18 protein-coding genes are annotated in these 21,686 nt (G+C 44.9%); 12 read left to right on the top strand and 6 right to left on the bottom strand.

Going from position 1 to position 21,686, the window contains the following annotated elements:
• Window positions 1–61: 61 nt before the first annotated feature.
• Window positions 62–988 carry a DMT family transporter gene (locus B9T26_RS11410; protein ID WP_086199811.1) on the bottom strand — a complete coding sequence of 309 codons (927 nt, stop codon included), beginning with the start codon at window positions 986–988 and terminating at the stop codon, window positions 62–64.
• A 978-nt stretch (window positions 989–1,966) separates the two neighbouring features.
• Between B9T26_RS11410 and B9T26_RS11400 the strand changes: the two genes are divergently transcribed.
• From B9T26_RS11400 to B9T26_RS11360, 9 genes are all read left to right on the top strand, one after another.
• Entirely contained in the window at window positions 1,967–3,094 is a 1,128-nt protein-coding gene (locus B9T26_RS11400; RefSeq protein ID WP_086199810.1) for a Re/Si-specific NAD(P)(+) transhydrogenase subunit alpha, read from the top strand.
• An 11-nt stretch (window positions 3,095–3,105) separates the two neighbouring features.
• Window positions 3,106–3,426, top strand: coding sequence for a proton-translocating transhydrogenase family protein (locus B9T26_RS11395; protein ID WP_086176827.1), 321 nt, complete (start codon window positions 3,106–3,108; stop codon window positions 3,424–3,426).
• Window positions 3,427–3,429: 3 nt separating this feature from the next.
• Window positions 3,430–4,884: an NAD(P)(+) transhydrogenase (Re/Si-specific) subunit beta gene (locus B9T26_RS11390; RefSeq protein ID WP_086199809.1), complete on the top strand. Its 1,455-nt coding sequence runs from the start codon at window positions 3,430–3,432 to the stop codon at window positions 4,882–4,884.
• 199 nt (window positions 4,885–5,083) lie between these two features.
• Complete coding sequence (locus B9T26_RS11385) at window positions 5,084–6,010, top strand: LysR family transcriptional regulator (protein WP_086199808.1); 927 nt, start codon at window positions 5,084–5,086, stop codon at window positions 6,008–6,010.
• A 95-nt stretch (window positions 6,011–6,105) separates the two neighbouring features.
• Window positions 6,106–7,518, top strand: coding sequence for an FAD-dependent tricarballylate dehydrogenase TcuA (gene tcuA, locus B9T26_RS11380; protein WP_086199807.1), 1,413 nt, complete (start codon window positions 6,106–6,108; stop codon window positions 7,516–7,518).
• Window positions 7,519–8,655, top strand: a complete 1,137-nt coding sequence (gene tcuB, locus B9T26_RS11375) for a tricarballylate utilization 4Fe-4S protein TcuB (protein WP_086199806.1) — start codon at window positions 7,519–7,521, stop codon at window positions 8,653–8,655.
• Between the two features lie 58 nt (window positions 8,656–8,713).
• Complete coding sequence (locus B9T26_RS11370; protein WP_086199805.1) at window positions 8,714–10,012, top strand: MFS transporter; 1,299 nt, start codon at window positions 8,714–8,716, stop codon at window positions 10,010–10,012.
• Between the two features lie 347 nt (window positions 10,013–10,359).
• Window positions 10,360–11,694 carry an ammonium transporter gene (locus tag B9T26_RS11365; RefSeq protein WP_086199804.1) on the top strand — a complete coding sequence of 445 codons (1,335 nt, stop codon included), beginning with the start codon at window positions 10,360–10,362 and terminating at the stop codon, window positions 11,692–11,694.
• An 11-nt stretch (window positions 11,695–11,705) separates the two neighbouring features.
• Window positions 11,706–12,314: a hypothetical protein gene (locus tag B9T26_RS11360; protein ID WP_086199803.1), complete on the top strand. Its 609-nt coding sequence runs from the start codon at window positions 11,706–11,708 to the stop codon at window positions 12,312–12,314.
• Between the two features lie 113 nt (window positions 12,315–12,427).
• On the opposite strand, the gene rsfS is transcribed toward B9T26_RS11360, so the two are convergent.
• The 5 genes from rsfS to B9T26_RS11335 all read right to left on the bottom strand — a co-directional run bounded on the left by rsfS (window position 12,428) and on the right by B9T26_RS11335 (window position 18,362).
• Window positions 12,428–12,829, bottom strand: a complete 402-nt coding sequence (gene rsfS / locus B9T26_RS11355; RefSeq protein ID WP_086199802.1) for a ribosome silencing factor — start codon at window positions 12,827–12,829, stop codon at window positions 12,428–12,430.
• Between the two features lie 77 nt (window positions 12,830–12,906).
• On the bottom strand, window positions 12,907–13,701 hold the full coding sequence (locus B9T26_RS11350) for a hydroxypyruvate isomerase family protein (protein ID WP_086199801.1): 795 nt from the start codon (window positions 13,699–13,701) through the stop codon (window positions 12,907–12,909).
• Window positions 13,702–13,735: 34 nt separating this feature from the next.
• Window positions 13,736–14,602 (bottom strand): NAD(P)-dependent oxidoreductase, encoded by an 867-nt coding sequence (locus B9T26_RS11345; RefSeq protein ID WP_086199800.1) that lies wholly within the window; start codon window positions 14,600–14,602, stop codon window positions 13,736–13,738.
• A 36-nt stretch (window positions 14,603–14,638) separates the two neighbouring features.
• On the bottom strand, window positions 14,639–15,427 hold the full coding sequence (locus tag B9T26_RS11340) for a crotonase/enoyl-CoA hydratase family protein (RefSeq protein ID WP_086199799.1): 789 nt from the start codon (window positions 15,425–15,427) through the stop codon (window positions 14,639–14,641).
• Between the two features lie 124 nt (window positions 15,428–15,551).
• Window positions 15,552–18,362, bottom strand: coding sequence for an ATP-binding protein (locus B9T26_RS11335; RefSeq protein WP_086199798.1), 2,811 nt, complete (start codon window positions 18,360–18,362; stop codon window positions 15,552–15,554).
• Between the two features lie 153 nt (window positions 18,363–18,515).
• Between B9T26_RS11335 and cysM the strand changes: the two genes are divergently transcribed.
• Genes cysM through rlmD form a run of 3 tightly spaced genes read left to right on the top strand, consistent with a single transcriptional unit; the run spans window position 18,516 to window position 21,675 of the window.
• Window positions 18,516–19,436 (top strand): cysteine synthase CysM, encoded by a 921-nt coding sequence (gene cysM, locus B9T26_RS11330; protein WP_086199797.1) that lies wholly within the window; start codon window positions 18,516–18,518, stop codon window positions 19,434–19,436.
• A 19-nt stretch (window positions 19,437–19,455) separates the two neighbouring features.
• The gene (locus tag B9T26_RS11325; protein ID WP_086199796.1) at window positions 19,456–20,277 is read left to right on the top strand and encodes a 3'-5' exonuclease; all 822 of its coding nucleotides are present in this window, start codon (window positions 19,456–19,458) and stop codon (window positions 20,275–20,277) included.
• Between the two features lie 6 nt (window positions 20,278–20,283).
• Window positions 20,284–21,675 (top strand): 23S rRNA (uracil(1939)-C(5))-methyltransferase RlmD, encoded by a 1,392-nt coding sequence (rlmD, locus tag B9T26_RS11320; RefSeq protein ID WP_086199795.1) that lies wholly within the window; start codon window positions 20,284–20,286, stop codon window positions 21,673–21,675.
• Window positions 21,676–21,686 lie beyond the last annotated feature (11 nt).

Genomic DNA, 21,686 nt, shown 5'->3' with positions numbered 1-21,686 from the left:
TTAGGGTTATTTTGCTAGCCGTAGTTTTAGGCCAGACTGGCTTAAATCTGGACGATAAAAATTAATGCGAGAATTTTTTCTTCGACAGGGTAATCATCATCACCCCAATAATATTGAGCCCACAGCCGAGCCACTGAATGGCATTTAAATGCTCACCCAGAAAAAGGGTAGCCAAAATAATAGTCAAAATCGGGCCAATAGAGGCAATCATGGCAGACTGTGCAGCACCCAGCCGGGCAATACTCTGTGCCATTAGAATGGTCGGTAACACGGTGACTAAAAAGCCGAGAGCAATTCCATAGCCGATCACACTGGCAGGCAGCTGAGTCAACAAATGCAGAGGCTGCGGCGTGGCAATCATATAATGGGTTAATGTGCCGATACAGGCTACAGTCAGAGTTAGGCCGGTGAAATTCCAGGAACCAAATTTTTCAATCAGGCGAGGGGTAAGCAGTAAATATGCGGCAAAACTGATGGCGCTGGCAAAGACTAAACTTGCCCCAAGCCAGAAATTACCTTCATGCGGGACATTACTTTGCTCCTGCAGCATCACAATCACCGTGCCGCCGTAACTCAAGGCGATGGCCAGCATGCTTTTCAGGCTCAGTTTCTGCTTATAGATGACACTGGAAGCCAAAACGGTCAGGGTGGGATAAAGAAATAAAATAATCCGTTCCAGTGATGCACTGATATACATCAGACCGACAAAATCCAGCCAGCTTGAAAAGTAATAACCGATCAGCCCTGCAACAACCAATAGCCCCCAGTCTTGCGCTGTCATCTCTTTATTATGATGACGGTTGAACCAGCACAGCAGCAAAAAAAACGGTAAGGCGCTGGCCATGCGCAAAGCCATCAGTACCGTGCCATCGACCAAGGGTGACAGGGCATAAGTTTGCTTAATAAAAATGGCTTTGGTACTAAACAGGAAAGCAGCACAGATCGCAAACAATGAACCTAATTGTGTTTTGCTTAGACTCAGTTTCATTTTATCTACTTAATTCAGGCTTCTGATCTGAATAATCAGGGGGAAACGTGAATTATAGAGTTTTTAGCCCTAGAGGTTAAATGCAAAAATATGATGACTATGATTCCAATATGGAATGATTGATAGCTGAAATCATGATGATTTTTATCGGATGTAAGGATTCTTTATGAATGTTAAAAATCAGGGGATGAATCTTGAATGAATTTTATCCAGACAATCGCTGTACACGGGATGTGTCGTGCAATAGATCAGGATTTTCACGAATACAAAGTCAGAAATCAGCTTAAATGTTGAGTAATTGCACTGATATGGTGCAAATATTCGCCAATTTGCCCAATAAAGATTAAAACATCATCATGCGAAATGGTAATGAAAAAAATATTGATCCATTTTTTTACCCTATTAGACTTAGGATCAATAAGCAGAAAATCACAAAAAAAATATAAAAATGAGGAAAATAAGCATTTTTTATAGCAGCATAAATCTCTATTTTCAGGAAAAATAGCAGTTTTCCTAATGATTATCTTTTAATCTGAAAAAGCAGTCTAAATCTGTCAAATCAGTCAATTGGGTACAAAAAAGTCTTTAAATTTATTAATTTTATAGATAAATCAGGCAACTTTGCCGCCTTATATAAAATCTAGTTCCCTAATTACGCTTGTCAGAAAGATCAATCCTGTATTTTGACCTGCCATACAATCCCAGTTTCCCTTATTTAAATTGCATAACGCTGTTGATTTGGAGACTGGCATATAAAGTCAGGCTGACCGCTACAAATGAAAGTCAAAGCAATAAATGAAGTATTGCACGATTATTTTTATGAATTGCCAGTTCAAAATATAGGTATTTATTAAATAAATATTGGGTGGTAATTTAAAAAAGTTCAATTAGAATCCAAAAATTCAACAAAAACGCATCCTGGGGGAAACATTGCTAACCGCAATGTTTACTTAAGAAAAATTAGCTTGAGGAACGCTCATGCAGATCGGAATCCCAACCGAAACTGTTGTCGGTGAAAGTCGTGTGGCTGCAACGCCAGAAACAGTAAAGAAGTTGATCAGTGCTGGTCACACTGTAGTCATTGAACGTAGAGCGGGTGTAAAAGCCGCTTATATTGACAGTGCATATGAACAGGTCGGCGCCAAAATTACGGATGATGCCTATACCGGCAGTCAGATTATTTTGAAAGTTCGTGCTCCTAAGGGTGACGAAATTCAAAAACTTGCCCCAAATACCGCAGTTATTGCGATGTTTGACCCGTATCGCAACACTGAACTTGATCAGTTTGCATCACAGCAGGTTTCTGCATTTGCATTAGAGCTTTTGCCTCGTACGCTTTCCCGTGCACAAAACATGGACGTGTTGTCTTCTCAAGCTAACTTGGCCGGTTATAAATCGGTACTTTTGGCAGCAGCAGAATATCAACGCATGTTCCCAATGCTGATGACCGCAGCCGGTACGGTAAAACCAGCCCGTGTTGTGATCATGGGGGTGGGTGTTGCAGGTCTACAAGCAATTGCAACGGCGAAACGTTTAGGTGCTGTGGTAGAAGCAACGGATTTACGTCCAACTGCACGTGACCAGGTAGAATCGCTTGGCGGTAAATGGCTAGACGTTCCGATGTCGGATGAAGAAAAGCAAAAAGCGGCGGATGCGGCTAAAAATGGTTATGGCTGGATGCCTGGTGAGCAATACATCAAAGACCAGGCTGCCATTGTCGACAAAGCTGTTTCTAATGCTGACATCGTGATCACCACTGCACTTTTACCAGGCCGTGATGCACCGCGTTTAATTCGTGCTGAAACTGTTGCCAAAATGAAACCGGGTTCAATCATTCTAGATATGGCAGTTGAGTCTGGCGGTAACGTGGAAGGCTCAAAATGTGGCGAAAATGTCGTGACGGATAATGGCGTAACCATTTTAGGTATTCCAAATATCCCGGCAACCGTTGCGACCGAAGCTTCGGCATTGTATGCGCGTAACGTCTTTAATTTCCTCGAGACACTGTTTGATGCAGAGAAAAACTTTGCCATCAATCCGGAAGAAGAAATTCAAAAAGCCCTTCTAGTAACTCATGGCGGTCAAGTGCTGCTGAAGCGTGGTTAAGGAGAGAGATCATGGTTGAAACGATTACAATTTTCGTCCTTGCCATCTTCGTAGGTTACTACGTGGTTTGGGGCGTTACCCCTGCATTACATACGCCATTGATGGCTGTAACCAATGCCTTGTCATCTATTATTGTGGTGGGTGCGATGTTGCAGACTGTTGGCATCCCGGGTTTGGTTGAAGCCAATGTGCAATTCCAAAGCGTAAACGTGGTCAGTATTTTGGGTGCAGTAGCAGTATTCCTGGCAAGTATCAATATTTTTGGTGGCTTCGCCGTGACTGCACGTATGCTTGAAATGTTCAAGCCAAAGCAAAAGAAAAAAGAGGGCTAAGACATGGAATTCATTCGAGAATATGCGGATTGGTTCTACCTGGTTGGTGCCGTTCTATTTATCTTAACTTTACGTGGTTTGTCTGGTCCTAAAACAGCGATTCAAGGTAACCGTTACGGCATGATCGCAATGGCAATTGCCGTGATCACCACCTTCTTCGTTGCAGATCATCCTGTGGTCTGGATGATTGGCGGTGCGATGGTACTGGGTGCGGTTGTAGGTATTGCCCGTGCACGTACCGTTCCGATGACCCAAATGCCAGAAACTGTTGCATTGATGCACTCACTGGTGGGTTTGGCTGCGGTACTGATTGCCATTGCTGCAATTTTGCATAACAACCAGCTCACTGCGCTATTTGCACAAAATGAAGCGGCATTAACGGCGGCTGGTGTACAGCATGCCCATATGAGCAGCGTGCATTTATTTGAATTGTTCGTGGGTTGCTTCGTGGGTGCAATCACATTCACTGCATCTGTATTTGCTTACGGTAAACTGGCTGCGAAGAAATGGGCAAAAACTATTTCGGGTGCATGGGTTAAACCGGTACAGGCGATTATCTTCCTGGCAATGCTCGGTTGTGGTATCAACTTCTTCTTAACCGGCGACATGACATCGTTCTGGGCAATGACCGCACTTGCACTTGCATTTGGCTGGGTATGGATTGCACCAGTCGGTGGTGGTGATATGCCAGTTGTGGTGTCACTGTTGAACTCATTCTCTGGCTGGGCAGCAGCAGGTATTGGTTTCACCTTAGAAAACAATATGTTGATTGTTGCAGGTTCACTGGTTGGTTCTTCAGGTGCGATTCTGTCTTACATCATGTGTAAAGCCATGAACCGTTCAATCATCAACGTATTGTTTGGTGGTGCAATGGGTGGTGCGGCAGTTGCTTCTGGTGACAAGGGCGAACAGGTTCAGCGTAACCACCGTTCTGGTTCGGCAGATGATGCAGGCTTCCTGATGTCAAATGCAGACAGCGTAGTGATTGTTCCGGGTTATGGTATGGCACAAGGCCGTGCACAAAATGCGGTAAAAGAACTGTGTGAAATTTTGAAAGAACAAGGCGTAAAAGTACGCTTTGCGATTCACCCTGTTGCAGGTCGTATGCCAGGTCATATGAACGTACTTTTGGCTGAAGCAGACGTGGCGTATGAAGACATCTTAGAGATGGATGAGATTAACTCTGACTTCCCTGCAACTGACGTGGTACTGGTGATTGGTGCAAACGACGTAGTGAACCCTGCGGCAAAAGATGACCCAACTTCACCAATTTATGGTATGCCGATTCTGGAAGCACATAAAGCACGTACCATTATGGTGATCAAGCGTTCTATGGCAACAGGTTATGCGGGTCTGGACAATGACTTGTTCTATAACGAAAAAACCATGATGATCTTCGGTGATGCCAAGAAAGTTGTTGAAGACATGACTAAAGCGATTAACGGCGGCGGTCACTAAATCCATGCTTCAAAAGTCCCTCTTTTATAAAGAGGGATTTAGGGAGATTAAAACCACCTTCGGGTGGTTTTTTATTGCAGAAAATTTTTCTTTAGCATCACGGTTAATTTAAACAAAGACTTCTATATTCAGCCCTTGTTAAGCTATTCTGCTTCAAGTTTTAAGTACTAGCCAATTCATAGCATGGATGAATCAGCCAATGGAACTCAGACAATTACAGTCATTTGTCACAATTGTGGAACAGGGCAGTATTGGTAAGGCAGCGCAAAAACTTGATGTGGGAACCTCCGCTTTAAGTCAGCAAATTTCAAAATTGGAATCTGAATTGTCGACCCGATTATTGCAGCGTTCCGCTTTGGGGGTGACACCGACTCCGGCAGGGTTGGCATTTTTAAAGCAGGCACAACTGGTTTTACGTCATGCCCAGCAAGCTGTTCAGGCAGCTCAGTCTTCCCGGTTGGTAGGATATGTCAGTGTCGGGTTTCCACCCAGTACGGCATCCATTCTAGCGGTTCCTTTTCTGAAAATTATGGCAGAACGCTATCCGGATATTAAGGTACATCTGGTGGAGAGCTTATCCGGGAATCTGGTACAGCTGATTAATTCCAGACAACTGGATGCTGCGATTATTTTTAGTCAGGACATTGACAAGAACTGGTCACTGCAACCGCTTGCATCCGAGTCGATGTTCCTGATCGGCAATGATGCCTTCTTTCAACATTATCAGCTGGAAGAATATCTAACCACCGGTTTATTGCCATTGCGCGCCGTCGAAGGATTGCCTTTGGCCTTGCCCAGCACCAATCATGGTTTGCGAAAACTGCTGGAACAACAGCATCATCAACTGAATGTGGCTTATGAAATTGATGGCTTGAGCCTGCTGATGAATGCGGTGGCAAATTTAGATGTCGCTACCCTGCAACCGGGCAGTGCTTTTATGAACTTGAGCCGTCAGCATTTAAATTTTTTAAAAATCACCGAACCTTCAATAGACCGGACCAATTATCTCATTAGCTTATCTGAGGATGAGCTATCTCCGGCAAGTCTGGCAGCTAAAACGGTCATTCGCTCATGTATAAATGAGCTTATTCAACAACATGCCTGGCCCAGTGCAAAACTGCTTTAGTCTTTAAAATAATTAAACACCCAATCGCTTTTAGCCTCTCACTCTGAAACCTGTTTATCTCATACAGTTGCCACAAATTGTATGGGATCTATCACATGTACGATGTTGTTGTAATCGGTGGTGGCAATGCAGCCTTATGTGCTGCAATCACTGCACGTGAAGCAGGCGCAACGGTTCTATTATTAGAAGCTGCACCAAAGGAATGGCGTGGAGGCAATTCTCAACATACGCGTAACCTACGTTGTATGCATAACCAGCCTCAAGATGTGCTGATTGATGCCTACCCAGAAGAAGAATATTGGCAAGACCTGTTAAAAGTGACCGGCGGCAAGACCAATGAACATTTGGCACGTCTGGTCATTCGCAGTACCGAAACCTGCCGTGAATGGATGAAAAAGCACGGGGTTAACTTTCAGCCACCATTGTCCGGTGCACTACATGTAGCCCGTACCAATGCCTTTTTTATGGGCGGTGGCAAGGCTTTGGTGAATGCCTATTTCCGCAGCGCCCAAGATTTGGGTGTGGTGGTGAAATATGAAACCAAAATTCAGGAAATTATTTTAGATCAAGGCAAATTTGTTGCAGCCATTGCCGAAGATGGCACACGTTTTGAGGCCAAAGCCTGTGTACTCGCTGCCGGTGGCTTTGAATCGAATCGTGAATGGCTCCGAGAAGCCTGGGGACAAAACGAAGCTGGGGAATGGCCGGCGGATAACTTTATTATCCGGGGTACGCGCTTCAATCAGGGCAATCTGCTGAAATTTATGATCGACCAGGGCGTAGATGTGATTGGTGATCCTTCACAGTCGCACTGTGTTGCAGTTGATGCCCGCGCTCCACTCTATGATGGCGGTATTTGTACCCGTATTGACTGTGTGTCACTGGGTATCGTCGTCAACAACAAAGCCAAACGTTTTTATGATGAAGGCGAAGATTTCTGGCCTAAACGCTATGCCATCTGGGGGCGCTTGGTCGCGAAACAGCCGCAGCAAATCGGCTATTCCATTATCGATTCAAAATCGGTCGGGCGTTTTATGCCGCCTGTGTTTGAAGGGGTAAAAGCCAATTCCATTCGTGAACTGGCACAAAAAATTCATCTTGATCCGGATCAGTTTGAACAGACTGTAAATGAGTTTAACCAGGCCTGTGTCAAAGGCGAGTTTAACCATACCGTTCTGGATAACTGTCATACCGAAAATCTCACACCCGCAAAAACCCACTGGGCTGTGCCTTTAGATACGCCGCCTTACTATTCCTATGCCTTGCGTCCTGGAATTACCTTCACCTATTTGGGTTTAAAAGTTGAAGATGACGCTGCGGTGCGTTTTAACAATGTGCCGAGTCCAAACCTGTACGTGGCTGGGGAAATGATGGCCGGAAATGTATTGGGACAGGGTTATACCGCAGGCGTGGGGATGTCGATTGGAACTACTTTTGGCCGGATTGCAGGAAAAAATGCAGCGGCTGCTGCCTTGAATAACAGAGCCTTAACCAAGGAGGCGGTTTAAATGAATGCTCCAGCTAAAAATTTAATTCCTGTGGTGCAGTTGACGGCCAATGAAGAGCAGGTCAAGCAGGCTTTACAGATTTGTAATGCATGCCGTTACTGCGAAAGCTTCTGTGCAGTATTTCCGGCCATGACCAAACGTCTGGAATTTAATGAAGCCGATATCCATTACTTAGCCAATCTTTGCCATAACTGCGGTGCCTGTTTACATGCCTGCCAATATGCTCCACCACATGAATTTGGCGTGAATATTCCACAGGCTATGGCACAGGTTCGTCTTGAAACCTATCAAAAGTTTGCCGTACCGCAAAGCTTTGGCAAGTTGTATCAGAAAGCCGGAATTACCCTAGTCAGCGCTTTGGTGGTGACTTTTATTTTCTTCATGCTTGTTGGCTCATTCATGCAAGGAAATGATTTATTCGGTTTATATCAGGGCAACTTCTACGCGATTTTTCCGCATAACTTTTTAGCCTTGCTTTTTGGTGTGGTCTTTAGCATGGCATTTATCCTGTTGGGACTCGGCATTCGTCAATTCTGGAAACAGACATCGGAAGTGGTTCTCGGTGGGGTGGAACAGCCGGATATTTTACAGGCTGCCAAAAACGTGCTGACCTTGAAATATTTAGATGGTGGTCATGGCAAAGGCTGTAATGAAGATGACGACCGCTATACCTTGATTCGCCGTCGTTTCCATCATTTCACCATGTATGGCTTCCTGCTTTGTTTCTTGGCCACCTGCGTAGCCACAGGCTATCACTACTTCCTCGATCTGCATGCGCCTTATCCAGTTTTAAGTGTGCCGGTTGTACTGGGAACTTTAGGTGGATTGGGGCTAGTTGTAGGGCCAATCGGTTTGCTTTATCTGAACCTGAAACGTGATCCCAAGCATGGCGATGCCAAGCAGAAACCTATGGATCGCGGTTTTATCTTTCTGCTGTTACTCATCAGCATTACAGGGCTGGCTCTGCTCGGTCTACGAGATTCTAGCTGGATGGGTCTTTTACTCATCGCACATCTGGCTACAGTCATGACTTTCTTCTTAACCATTCCATTTGGCAAGTTCGCACACGGATTTTACCGCAGCGCAGCTTTGATCAAATTTGAGATCGAAGAGCGCCGCAGTAAGAAGGCCAAATAATTGTTGCAAAAATAGGTTGTTTTTTACTCATTTGCTCATATAACCAGGGAGGTTCTATATGGCTGTAGCAGAAAATAAAAAGGGAATATTTAAGAAAATCTTAAATGTGACCAGTGGGAATTTTTTAGAACAATATGATTTCTTTCTGTTTGGATTTTACGCCTCATATATTGCGGCTAAATTCTTCCACTCAGAGAATGAATATGTTTCTTTGATGATGACATTTACCGTCTTTGCTGCCGGATTTTTAATGCGTCCTTTGGGTGCCATTTTTCTAGGCGCATATGTCGATAAAGTCGGGCGCCGTAAGGGACTCATTGTGACCTTAAGCTTGATGGCTTTGGGAACTATCTTAATTACCTTTGTTCCAGGTTATGATCAGATCGGGATTATTGCTCCGATCCTGGTTGTGTTGGGGCGTCTGTTACAAGGTTTCTCGGCTGGGGTGGAAATGGGCGGGGTTTCTATCTATCTCGCGGAAATTTCCACAGACAAGAACCGCGGTTTTATTACCAGTTTTCAGTCGGGTAGCCAGCAGATTGCGGTGGTATTCGCGGCAATTCTGGGTTATGGCATCAATTCCATGCTCCCTCCTGAACAGGTGGGTGACTGGGGCTGGCGTATTCCATTCCTCGTCGGCTGTTTAATCATTCCATTGATTTTCATCTTGCGTCGTACTTTGGAAGAAACTGAAGCCTTTAAAGCACAAAAAACCCATCCGACAGGAAAAGAAATTTTCCAGACCATGGTCAGTAACTGGAAACTGGTTGTTGCCGGAATGTTGATGAGTGCGATGACCACCACCACGTTCTACTTCATTACGGTTTACACGCCAACTTTTGCAAAACGGGAACTGGATTTATCGACTGCGGACAGTTTGCTTGCTGCTGTGATAGTAGGATTATCAAACTTTATCTGGTTGCCGATCGGGGGCTTGATCTCTGACAAAATCGGTCGTAAACCGGTATTGGTCGGTATTAGCCTCCTGGCGATCTTTACCGCTTACCCAACCTTGAATTGGCTGGTGAATGATATTTCCTTTAATCATCTGATTATGGCCTTGTTGTACTTTTCATTCTTCTTTGGCATGTATAACGGCAGTATGGTGGCGACACTGGCTGAATCTATGCCACTTCGCGTAAAAACAGTCGGTTTCTCATTGGCTTTTAGTCTGGCGACAGCCCTGTTTGGTGGGGTAACCCCAATGGTGAGTACCTTCATTATTGCGAAAACTGGAGATGCAAGTATGCCAGCGTTGTGGCTCATGTTTGCAGCGACCTGTAGCTTGTTGGCCAGTTTGTATTTATGTAAACGCTTGCCAAATAAAAAGGCGCTCTATCAACAAACTGAAGCCTAAAGCATGGATCATGAAAAAAACCACCTTCGGGTGGTTTTTTATTTTTATAATGTGTGATTTTTCACTTGCTAAACAGTGGGAGGATCATGAGACATATCGTCATAACAATCAGGGCTTCTATCTATTTGGTGCAATAGTGCAGAAATAATGAATAAAAATGCTTCATTAAATAGCAATTAACTATTTATTTTTTAATATTTATTTTAAATGGAGTTGTGGGGTTGGTTATTGTGAAAATAAAAAATGGTTAAAGGATAGGCGCAGCATCATTTAAAAATAAAAAAATATATCCCTAGAATTTGGCATTTGTTTTGCATTTTTGTGATCAAGTTTAAGGGGGACTGTTCATGAAAATAATAAAGTATCTATGGTTGTTGTTAACTGTATGTTCATTACCGGTATTTGCCAGTGAGGGGGCGGCAACTTCTGCCAATATTCAGGAAATACGCTTATCACTCGACAGCGTATGGGTGGTGATGGGCGGTATCTTGGTGTTCTTTATGCAGGCCGGTTTTGCACTGGTCGAAAGTGGTTCGGTACGCAGCAAGAATACAGTGAATGTACTGATGAAAAACTATATGGATGCTTGTCTGGGGGGATTGGTGTTCTGGTTGTTGGGTTTTGGCTTGATGTTTGGGGTCAATGCTTCAGGTTGGATCGGAACCAGTCATTTTGCCCCCAATGTCATGGATGGCTGGCATTGGAATCTATTGTTCTTTCAAATGATGTTTGCAGCAACTGCAACCACCATTGCCAGTGGTGCAATGGCTGAGCGCATTCACTTTGTCGCTTATGTGGTAAGTGCAGCAGTGGTCAGCGGCCTGATTTATCCTGTGTTTGGCAGCTGGGCTTGGGGCAGTATTTTTGATGGTTCAGGCTGGTTAAAAGCTTTGGGCTTTATCGACTTTGCCGGTTCTACTGTGGTGCATTCAATCGGTGGCTGGGTTGCGCTGGCCGGGATTATTGTACTGGGGCCGCGCTTGGGGCGTTTCGGGCGTAATGGACAAAGTCATTATCTGGCAGGACATAACATGCCTTTGGTGGCTTTGGGTGGCTTTGTGCTTTGGTTGGCATGGTTTGGTTTTAATGCAGCATCCACCATCAATGCCAATGTCAGTATTGGCCGCATTGCCTTAAATACCCATCTGGCGGCTTGTTCTGGTGCGGTTGCTTACATGCTTTATGCTCTGATTCGTGGCAAGGCGATTTTAATGAAAACCACCATTAATGCGTCATTGGGCGGTCTGGTCGGTATTACCGCAGGTTGTGCCACCATGTCACCAATATTTGCCGTAATTACCGGTCTTATTGCAGGTCTGCTGGTGAGTGTGCTGCCAAGTGTGATGGAAAAACTCAAACTGGACGATGTAGTGGATGCCGTGACGGTCCATGGTTTTTGCGGGGCATGGGGAACGATTGCAGCAGGGCTGTTTTTTGAAACAGATATGTTTAATTCACAAATTATTTCTATTCAGGTTCTGGGCGTATGTGCTGCATTTATGTGGGGCTTTGGAGTTGCACTGATCGTTTTTAAAATTCTGGACAAGTTGCTGGGCGGGTTGCGTGTGAGCAAACAGCATGAACAACGTGGCCTGGATTATACCGAACATGCCGAACTGTCTTATCCCGAATTTCAGCGTGATGTGACTTTTGAAACAGATGATATTACCAACCGCCACTAAGGAGTTTAGCTATGCCAAACGAATTACTCAGTGTAATGCAAAAGAAACAGGCGATTGAACGCGGTTTAAGTCATTATCTGCAAGGAACTGTACTGGAACGGGTATTGAATTATTGGGAACAGGAGTATGGAGACAAACCTTCATTTGTACTCAACCGTTTTATGAATGACATTTGCAATACCGATGAATTGCGTGTGCAGCGCAAAGAAATGCTGAGACAGGTATTATGTGAGATGTCGGCGGTTGAAAAACAGGTGCTACTGGATACCAAGCCGAAAGTCCAAACTGAAGTGCCGATTTCAGCCGATTTTGCCGATGCTTTTTTTGATTTGATCAATGGCGTGGTTGCTACAGTAGCTACAGCTGATCTGAATGATTTTAATGCGGAAGTAAAAAATCATGTGCAAGCCATGGGCATTGCGATTGAGAAATCTGCGAATCTGAATGATGCTGCTTTTGCGGAATCTTTACCCTTAACCAGTTATGCACAGGTGATTACCGCATCATATGAATGTTATTGTGAATTCTATGGCCCAAGCAAGGCAGATCAGGTTTATGCCCGGGTAAAAATGGATATTAAGAACAAATATCCAGAGGTAGATTTACATCAATTATTATAGTTTTGCTCTGTCTTGATCAGATGGTGGCTCAGCCTTAACCCAAGGCTAAGCCACCCGATAAAACCAGCGGCACAAAAAAAGCGACCTAAAGGTCGCTTTTTTAATTTAAATTTTTAAGCTACTGATTCTGGAGTCGCGCGCCATAAGCTTTCAAGGTCGTAAAATTTACGCGCTGTTGGAAGCATGACATGGACCACTACAAAACCAAGATCGATGAGGATCCATTCAGCATCACGTTCGCCTTCAACGCCGATAGGGCGGAAACCCGCTTTACGTGCTTCTTCAGCAACATTGTCTGCGAGGGCTTTAATGTGACGGGTTGATGTACCGCTAGCAATAACCATGGCATCTGCCACATTGCTGATCGCGCTTACATCAAGTTCTAAAATATCTTTTGCTTTTACATCTGATAGGGCTTCATGTACAACTTTTAAGCAAGCTTGTACATCTTTAGCATGAGCATTCATTGCGTGTTCGAGAGAATTAGAAGCGCTGGGCGATGGTTCTAAATTCATAAAGGGTTTAATTTCCGGACAATATCTCATCGTGTAATATAGCGGTTTTGGTGCCGAATTTCAAATCAGTTCATAATTTAACTTTGCGGATGTTTTGCAAAATATTTATCTTTCCATGCAAAAGAATGGTTTGAATGCGCCTGTGGACGGTATTCTGCCGCAGTAAAACCGTTATAAGTGCTTTGATTTAACCATTGAAAAATTTCTGCATATTGAATTTGTGCAGTATCGGGCTGATGTCGTCCCGGACAGTCTGCAAATTGGATATGGCCAATATCCTGAATATTTTCCTTTAAGCCTTGCAGTACATCTTCACCCATCATTGCCATGTGATAACAGTCATATTGCATTTTCAGCGCAGGGTGTTGTACAGCTTCCAGCATCTCCTGGGCCTGGGCAATATTTTGCACCAAAAAGCGTGGCATATCGGTGCTGTTAATCATTTCAAACACCGGTTGGATGTTATGTGCAGCAAGCATGCAACAGGCCAGTTTTAAATTATTTGCTAGAGTATTTAAGCAAGGCAACAAGTCTGCATCTAGCGGTTGCTTGCCGGCCAGAATATTCACACTGGGTACATTCAGTGCTGTGGCGTATTGAATTGCCTGTTCCAGGGCATGATGAAACTCGATTTCTTGACCCGGTACGCCAGCCAGCCCGTTACCACCTTGCATCAGGTCACCTGCAGGCACATTAATCAGGCACAGGCTAAGATCATGCAGGGTCAGTTGGGTCTGAATCTGTTCAATGCTGAGTTCATAGGGAAACTGAATTTCTACATGCTGAAATCCGTGTGCTTGCGCCAGAGCAAAGCGCTCAAGCAAAGGCACTTCAGTAAAAATCATCGATAAATTTACTGCTAGCTTAATCATGCTTTTACTCCTTGCCCGCTAAAAAATGCTCTGCTCAAGATTCAACCAGTTGAATGACCGTCGCCAGATCAGCTTCAGCATAGCCTTTATTTTGATGAGTTTTCAATTGTGAAAGTGCCTGTTTTGCTACAGGAATATTTAAATTGAACTGTTCAGCCAGTTGTACGGCATTATTTAAGTCTTTGGACAGGGTTTGCACTTTCCATTGCACCGGTTCAAAGGTATGCGTGGCCATACGCGGGGTTAAAATCTGGAACGGTTTCGAGTCGGCAAAACCGCCGGCAAGAGCCGGAGCCAGCAGGGTAGTATCCACACCTGCCTGCGCCGCCAAGGCAACGGCTTCAGCTATTAAGGTACTATTCGCTGCCACAATCAGCTGGTTACAAATTTTGGTCGCTTGTCCGGTAGCCGTTTCACCCATACGGGTCACGCGTTGCGAAAGCACATTATAAATCAGTGATAAATCCTGGATGGTTTGCCTGTCCCCACCGGCAAAGATCACCAGTGTGCCCTGTTCTGCACCTGCCGTGCCACCGGAAACAGGGGAGTCAATCCATTGCACTTGCTGGTTTTGTGCCTGCTGTGCCAAAACTTTGGTTTTATCTACAGACAGGCTGGAGAAATCCACAATCACTTGTCCGGCTTGTAAATTATTCTGAATCTGGTCATAAACCGCTTGTACGGCAGCATCATCGGCCAGACAGGTTAGAATCACCGGATAGTGTCCAATATTCTGCAAGTCCAGGGCAGTGGCGCCCATATCAATCAGCACGTCACAGGCGGATGCCGTTCTGTTCCATACAGCCACTTCAAAACCGGCCTGAATCAGCCGAGTCGCCATTCGGCTTCCCATGAGACCCATGCCTAAGAATGCAATTTTTGTATTACGATCAAAACTCATGTGTTTTTCTCTGGACAATGCTGTTATTTCACTATTTTACTTATATTGGCGCGGTAAAAATTGAACTTCAGGGTTCTTGTCTTTTTTACGGGCCAATTTACTGTTTTTACCTAACAGTAATTTCAGCTGCCAGATTTTCTCAAGACGTAACGATTTTTTCGGTTCATGTTCCATGGCATCCAGCACGCGTTTGGCTGCAGCAAGTGCATCTGGAGAACGTTGCAGCATTTCTTCTGCTATGGCTTGTGCTTTAGTTACAGGAGAGGCATCGAGATGAGTCACCAAACCAATTTCCTTGGCATAGCTGGCATCAAAAATACGACCGGTCAAGGTCAGCTCTTTGGCCAGATCAACACTGATAATGCCTTTAATGGAACGGGTCAGCCCCATGTCCGGCACCAATCCCCAGCGGCTTTCCATAATTGACATTTTGGTGTCTGGATGAGCAATACGAATATCAGCAGCCAGTGCCAACTGCATGCCGGCACCCAGGCAATAACCCTCAATCGCAGCAATGACCGGTACTGGAAGTTCCTGCCAGATTAAAAAGGCTTTCTGGAACAGGCTTTGTCCCGGTTTAATCAGTTCCCAAGCCGCGTAAGCGGTATTTTTCGGCGCGTTTAAATCGGCCAGATCAATGCCGGCACTAAACACATGCGCTTCGCCGGTTAAAATGACACAACGAATCGAGCGGTCTTTTTTGATCTGCTTGGCAGCATTGACTAGTTCGCGTAATAAAGCAAAGCTCATGGCATTGCGTTTTTCTGGACGGTTTAAAGAAACGGTTGCGATACCATTGTTTTTTTCTATGCGAAGTAACGCCATGGGGTAGACCTGTATTTTTATATGCTTCTGAGCATAACATGGGTATTTCTCTGATACATGCCGCGATACATGACAGCAGAGTCACATCTAAAGATGGACGCTACTGCCAAAATTTGGATAAGCCTCAGATATTCTGTTTGTTTAAAATTTGCTGTGAGGCCTGTTCAACCTGCTGAATCACGGACTGCAATTGGTCAAAGCGTTGCAGGGTTTCCTGAATAAAGGCTTCATCTGCTTTGCGTCGTTCTTTACGTAAGGAAGAAACAAACTGTTCAAATCCACCGGTGACTTCTTGCAGACTCGGTGCGCCGACATAGCGGGTTGCACCATATAAACGGTGCAGCACATGTTCCAGTTGCGGAAAATCTTCCATCTCGATTAACTGCTGCATTTCATCAAGTTCGGTCGGGAAACTGTCCGTCAGCATTTTCAGTAAATCGAGAGCCAGATCTTCTTTATTGGCTGCCAGTTGCAGGCTTTGTTGCCAATCCAGAATAGTCGGATCCAGCGCTTCAATCAGAATGGATTGCTCTACACTTTTAGCTTTTTTAAAGCTTTCCGAAGTCCAGTGCGTCAGAATCTGAGTAATCTGTTCCATCTGAATCGGTTTGGTGACGTAATCATCCATGCCCACCTGCAACAGTTTCTGCTTTTCATCCGCCAGTGCATGGGCAGTCAGGGCAATAATCGGCAAGCGTTTATGGTCTTCCAAGGTCGACTCTAGCGAGCGAATGGCGCGAGTGGTATCAATACCGGACATGACCGGCATTTGAATATCCATAAACACCACATCAAATGCAGGCAAACCTTGTCCTATACGCTGCTGGATAATATCAATGGCTTCCTGACCACTCAGGGCTTTGGTGGTGGTGACATTGAGTTCTGCGAGCAGCGCTTCCAGAACAATCAGATTCGGTAAATGGTCATCCACGGCCAGTACATGCAGACCTTGTCCATTAAACTCTTCATGTACATCTTGCTCGAAAATAGGCTGATTACTGAGGAGCTGGATCAAGGCACTGCGGCTTAGCGGTTGATACAGTGGACGGGCACGGTATTCGTTCAGCATGTTCGGATCGAGCGCCATCTGATAGCCATATACCGCAATATTGCCATGATAGCGATTGCGTATTTCTTTCAGCAGCGCTTCACCATCGCCACTATGATCGACAATCAGCCAGGTATTTTCATCGCTTTTCGAGAATTTATTCAGCTGACTGAACAAATCCAGAATCGAGGTGGTTTCGACATGATGAACATCATAATTTTCAAGATAATGGCGTAAAATATTGGCTGTTGCAGGATGGGCCAAATAAGACACCACCTGCATTTGATTAAAGTGCGGATGCACAATCTCAATATCTTCTTCCACGACAAACATGGCGGTGAACCAGAAAGTGGAACCTTTTTCAGTCGGTCCACGTTCCTGGTTATCTTCAAAGCCAATTTGCCCCTGCATTAAATGTACCAGCTGTTTGGAAATAGCCAGGCCGAGCCCTGTACCGCCAAATTGACGGGTCACGGACGCATCGCCTTGCGAGAAGGATTCAAACAGTTTTTTCCGGTCTGTACCGCTCAGGCCGATACCGCTGTCCTGCACGCTAAAGTGCAATAGGCATTGCCCGATATCATCATGTTCCATCCGGGCACGGACAATAATTTCACCATCCGGGGTAAATTTGATGGCATTGGAAATCAGGTTGGTCAGAATCTGCTTGAAGCGCAGGGCATCGCCAATCACTTGGGTTGGAACATTGTCGGCATAATAAAACGCCATATCGATATGCTTTTGTGCCGCCAATGGCGAGAGCATATCCATCACGTCAAAAATGGCTTCTTCCAGATCAAACGGTGCAGTTTCCAGTTCCAGCTTGCCGGCATCAATTTTGGAAAAATCCAGTACATCGTTAATTAGTGCCAATAGATGCGCAGATGATTTACGAATGGTTTGCAGATACAGGTTCTGCTCGTTGCTTAAGTTGCCTTGACGCAGCAATAAATGAATAAAACCGTCAATACTGTTCAGTGGCGTGCGTAATTCATGGCTGATATTGGCCAGGAATACCGATTTGGACTGGTTGGCTGAAATCGCCTGATCACGTGCCTGACGGTAAGTAATGTTCTGAACTTCCAGGGTATCTAAAGTACGGCGTAAATCATCTTCAGTCTGTTCGGTATGTTCTTTGAGTTCCAGAAAGCTGAAGTGCAGGCGTTTTACCACGTTGGCAATATCACGCTGTAACAACCGCAATTCGCCGGTACTGTTAATCACCATGTGCTGATCGAGGGTATCGGCATTCAGGCGCTGTAACTGCATCCGGATTTCGTACATCGGTGCAATCCAGCGCCGTGAATAGAAATTCAGGCACAGTAACAGCAGTAATAAAGTCAGTAAACCGGTCGCGATCAGAACAATCATGACCCGGTAATGGGCAATTTCCAGCGGCTGGTTATCCAGTTCAACCACCAGCCATTCAGGTACCGATGAATGCTCATTGATACGCAGTGCATAAACATTGTTGTTATTAAATAAAATGGGGCCAACAAAGGAGGTTTTGGCCTTAATGACAGGCCAGGTGTCCTGATCCTGAAAACCGATACTTAAACGGTTTCTGCCGTTTTGATCGATAATGGCAGCACGAATCAAATGCTTTTCATTCAGCATGACCTGCAAGGCGTTACGGGCCTGATCGTATTGCCATGGATAACGGTTTAAAAGATCAATCGCAGCTTCGGCGGTATGCTGATAGCGAGCCACAATGGCAATCGCCATTTGACGCTGCTGTGAACGTGATGCATTTGAGGTTTCGGATAAAACCAGCAATGCCCCCACACCTGCCAAAACCATAATGGGGACAAAAATCATGGCGATGAGTTGTCCATAAGCATGATTTAAGTGTAGACGCTTAAATAACTTTTTATTGATATTTGACATGGTTAAAGCAGTTTATTCCCTATGCAACGCAGTTTAGCATGCTTTATTTAAAACTGGCTGTGCTTTAATCACTTTCAATAAAAAGCCTGCTAAATGGGTGCAGGGAGAAGCATTTTTTCATACAATAGGCGCACCTCGATATAGGTGCAAATAATGAGTAATACCAACCCTGATTTTCAAGCTGACGATTTTTTACTGGACCACTATGTAGGAAATACTCCTTTGGTGCGTTTGCAACGTCTGGCAAGTCACACTCAAGCAACAGTATTGGCTAAACTTGAAGGAAACAATCCTGCAGGTTCGGTAAAAGACCGCCCAGCGTACAACATGATTATGCAAGCTGAAAAACGGGGTCAAATCAAGCCGGGTGATACCTTGATTGAAGCGACAAGTGGAAATACAGGGATTGCCTTGGCCATGGTTGCTGCAATGCGTGGCTATAAAATGAAACTCATTATGCCTGCCGGTTCCAGCCAGGAACGCAAAGATGCGATGCGTGCTTACGGTGCTGAGCTGATCGAGTCGGAAAATATGGAACAAGCGCGTGATATGGCGCTGCAAATGGAAAAAGACGGCATGGGTCTGGTATTAAACCAGTTTGGTAACCCGGACAATGTTGAAGCCCATTACCTCACCACGGGGCCGGAAATCTGGCAGCAAACCGGCGGTAAAATTACCCACTTCGTCAGTTCCATGGGAACAACCGGTACGATTATGGGAATTTCCAAATATTTAAAAGAACAAAATCCTGATATTCAAATTGTCGGTTTACAACCTTCGGAAGGTTCAAATATTGCTGGTATTCGTCGTTGGCCACAAGAATATCTGCCAACCATTTTTGATCCAAAACGCGTTGACCGTATTATGGACATTCCGCAAATTGAAGCGGAAAAAACCGCACGTCAATTGGCGCGCAAAGAAGGCATCAGTGCCGGAACCTCATCAGGCGGTGCTGTTTGGGCCTCCATTAAACTGGCGGAAGAAAATCCGGGTGCCGTGATTGTCTGCATCATCTGTGACCGTGGCGATCGCTATCTGTCTACCGGTTTATTCTCTGTAGTCGATCCTGAATAATTCAAAATTGTGAGATGAAATGCGCTTACCTGTCTTAATTTTCGATATCGAAACGCTGACCGATTTAAAGTCAGGAGCGCATTTATATCATCTGGATTTATCCGAGGCAGATCTGGAACAGGCGTTAATGAAATTGCGCCGTCAGGAATCGGGCATGGATTTTCAGCGTTTGCCGCTACATGAAATTGTCTGTATTTCGGGTCTGTGGATTGATGAAAATGGCGCGATGAAGCTGTTTTCATTTAGCCGCGAGCAATATGGAGAAGCGGAAATTTTAAAAAAATTCCTGTCCATTTTTGACAAGCGTCATCCAACCCTGGTGAGCTGGAATGGCTCGCAATTTGATTTGCCGGTGATTCTGTTCCGCGCCATGTATCATGGTCTTTCGGCACCCAGTTTGTTTGATCAGGGCGAAATTGATCAGCAAAAGCGCTATAATAATTACCAGAACCGTTACCATCAGCGTCATGTCGATTTAATGGATGTCATGGCCATGTTTAATGGTCGTCATTTCCAGAAGCTGGACGATGTTGCACACTTACTCGGTTTCCCTGGAAAACGTGGCGATGGTGCTTACCATGTTCCGGAATATGTCCGAGCGCAACAGTGGTCAAAACTGACCAGTTATTGTGAAGGCGATGTGCTGAATACCTGGCTGATCTATTTGCGCTGGTTATTGCTGAAAGGCCAGTTACTGACTGAAGATCATCGTTACTGGATTCAAGCCACTATTCAGTATTTACAGCATCAACCGCAACATGCGGATTTTCTTCAGGTATGGCGTGAAACCTCACAACATACCGAATTTACCACTGCAGATTTTATCTCTCCCACACTCTAGGTATTCATGAAACATAGAACCAAGCCACGTCCAGCTCAACATCCGATTTACACGTTTCAGGTTGAGTCTCTTTCACATGAAGGACGGGGGATCGCGCACTATGGATCACATCCCGATCATCCGAGTGACAAGCACGGTAAAAAAGTTTTTATTGCTTATGCCTTGCCGGGTGAGACGGTGAGAGCCCAAATTACCAATGTGGTGAAACGTTTAGAAGAAGCCGATTGTGTTGAAATTCTGAGTGAGCCTTCGCATTTGCGTGTTCAACCGCCATGTCCGCATTTCGGTATCTGTGGGGGCTGCAATATGCAGCACATCCAGCAAGATGAGCAAATTCGTTTAAAACAGGATGTCTTGAAATCTCATCTGGAACATTTTGCCGGCATTCAACCCGAACAATGGTTGGCACCATTACGTTCCAAGCGAGAAGATTACCGCCGTAAAGCGCGTATCGGTGTGCGCTATATTCCGGCTAAAGATCAGCTGGTGGTGGGTTTTCGTGAGCGTCAAAGCAATAAACTGACCCCGATTGACCGTTGTATGGTGCTAGACCGTGAATTTGGTTCCATTACCGAGTTAAAACAATTACTCCAAAGTCTAAAGGGCAAAGCAGCGATTGGTCATGTAGAATTGGCCATGGGCGATCAGGATATTGCTCTGCTGGTTCGTCATACTGAAAAATTGTCATCCGATGATGTCAACCAATTAAAACAGTTTACGTTAAACAGACAGTGGCAATTGTATTTGCAGCCTGCAGGTAGCGACAGTTTGCATCGAGTAGATGATCCGACCTCGGCCATGCGTTTGCATTATGCTTTGGATGAGTTTGATGTGAAATTTGGCTTTAATCCGCTGGATTTTACTCAGGTCAACTCCACTATTAACCCGCAGATGGTGAAGCTGGCATGTGATTTGCTTCAATTGCAGCAAGGTGAGCGCGTACTCGACCTGTTTTGTGGTTTAGGTAATTTTTCCTTGCCGCTTGCTCGCTGTGTCGGTGAAACCGGCCATGTGGTCGCGGTGGAGGGAAGTGAAGAAATGGTGCAACGTGGGATAGAAAATGCTAAACACAACGGCATGACTCAGGTACATTTTTATTCACAAGATTTAACAAAAGATTTTTCGCAGCATTCTTGGGCAAATCAAGGATTTGATGCATTATTGATTGATCCTCCACGTTCCGGTGCGGAAGAAATAATGTATTATGTGCCCAAGTTTGGTGCAAAAAGAATCGTTTATGTATCATGTAATCCTGCAACATTGGCGCGAGATGCGGGTGTACTGGTGAAACATGGTTATCGATTAAAAAAGGCTGGGGTAATGGACATGTTTACCCATACGGGACATGTGGAATCTATTGCCTTATTCGAAAAATATAAAGAAATAAACGATTTATAATATGAAGTGTA

Source organism: Acinetobacter sp. ANC 4169 (assembly GCF_002135355.1).
GTDB lineage: Bacteria > Pseudomonadota > Gammaproteobacteria > Pseudomonadales > Moraxellaceae > Acinetobacter.
The sequence above is the reverse complement of the archived record's forward strand: the minus strand, read 5'-3'. Positions and strand labels throughout refer to the sequence as shown.

Excerpts from the sequence above, each read along its gene's own strand:
- B9T26_RS11410 (WP_086199811.1), bottom strand. The coding sequence starts at position 988 with ATGAAACTGAGTCTAAGCAAAACACAATTAGGTTCATTGTTTGCGATC.
- B9T26_RS11400 (WP_086199810.1), top strand. The coding sequence starts at position 1,967 with ATGCAGATCGGAATCCCAACCGAAACTGTTGTCGGTGAAAGTCGTGTG.
- B9T26_RS11395 (WP_086176827.1), top strand. The coding sequence starts at position 3,106 with ATGGTTGAAACGATTACAATTTTCGTCCTTGCCATCTTCGTAGGTTAC.
- B9T26_RS11390 (WP_086199809.1), top strand. The coding sequence starts at position 3,430 with ATGGAATTCATTCGAGAATATGCGGATTGGTTCTACCTGGTTGGTGCC.
- B9T26_RS11385 (WP_086199808.1), top strand. The coding sequence starts at position 5,084 with ATGGAACTCAGACAATTACAGTCATTTGTCACAATTGTGGAACAGGGC.
- tcuA (WP_086199807.1), top strand. The coding sequence starts at position 6,106 with ATGTACGATGTTGTTGTAATCGGTGGTGGCAATGCAGCCTTATGTGCT.
- tcuB (WP_086199806.1), top strand. The coding sequence starts at position 7,519 with ATGAATGCTCCAGCTAAAAATTTAATTCCTGTGGTGCAGTTGACGGCC.
- B9T26_RS11370 (WP_086199805.1), top strand. The coding sequence starts at position 8,714 with ATGGCTGTAGCAGAAAATAAAAAGGGAATATTTAAGAAAATCTTAAAT.
- B9T26_RS11365 (WP_086199804.1), top strand. The coding sequence starts at position 10,360 with ATGAAAATAATAAAGTATCTATGGTTGTTGTTAACTGTATGTTCATTA.
- B9T26_RS11360 (WP_086199803.1), top strand. The coding sequence starts at position 11,706 with ATGCCAAACGAATTACTCAGTGTAATGCAAAAGAAACAGGCGATTGAA.
- rsfS (WP_086199802.1), bottom strand. The coding sequence starts at position 12,829 with ATGAATTTAGAACCATCGCCCAGCGCTTCTAATTCTCTCGAACACGCA.
- B9T26_RS11350 (WP_086199801.1), bottom strand. The coding sequence starts at position 13,701 with ATGATTAAGCTAGCAGTAAATTTATCGATGATTTTTACTGAAGTGCCT.
- B9T26_RS11345 (WP_086199800.1), bottom strand. The coding sequence starts at position 14,602 with ATGAGTTTTGATCGTAATACAAAAATTGCATTCTTAGGCATGGGTCTC.
- B9T26_RS11340 (WP_086199799.1), bottom strand. The coding sequence starts at position 15,427 with ATGGCGTTACTTCGCATAGAAAAAAACAATGGTATCGCAACCGTTTCT.
- B9T26_RS11335 (WP_086199798.1), bottom strand. The coding sequence starts at position 18,362 with ATGTCAAATATCAATAAAAAGTTATTTAAGCGTCTACACTTAAATCAT.
- cysM (WP_086199797.1), top strand. The coding sequence starts at position 18,516 with ATGAGTAATACCAACCCTGATTTTCAAGCTGACGATTTTTTACTGGAC.
- B9T26_RS11325 (WP_086199796.1), top strand. The coding sequence starts at position 19,456 with ATGCGCTTACCTGTCTTAATTTTCGATATCGAAACGCTGACCGATTTA.
- rlmD (WP_086199795.1), top strand. The coding sequence starts at position 20,284 with ATGAAACATAGAACCAAGCCACGTCCAGCTCAACATCCGATTTACACG.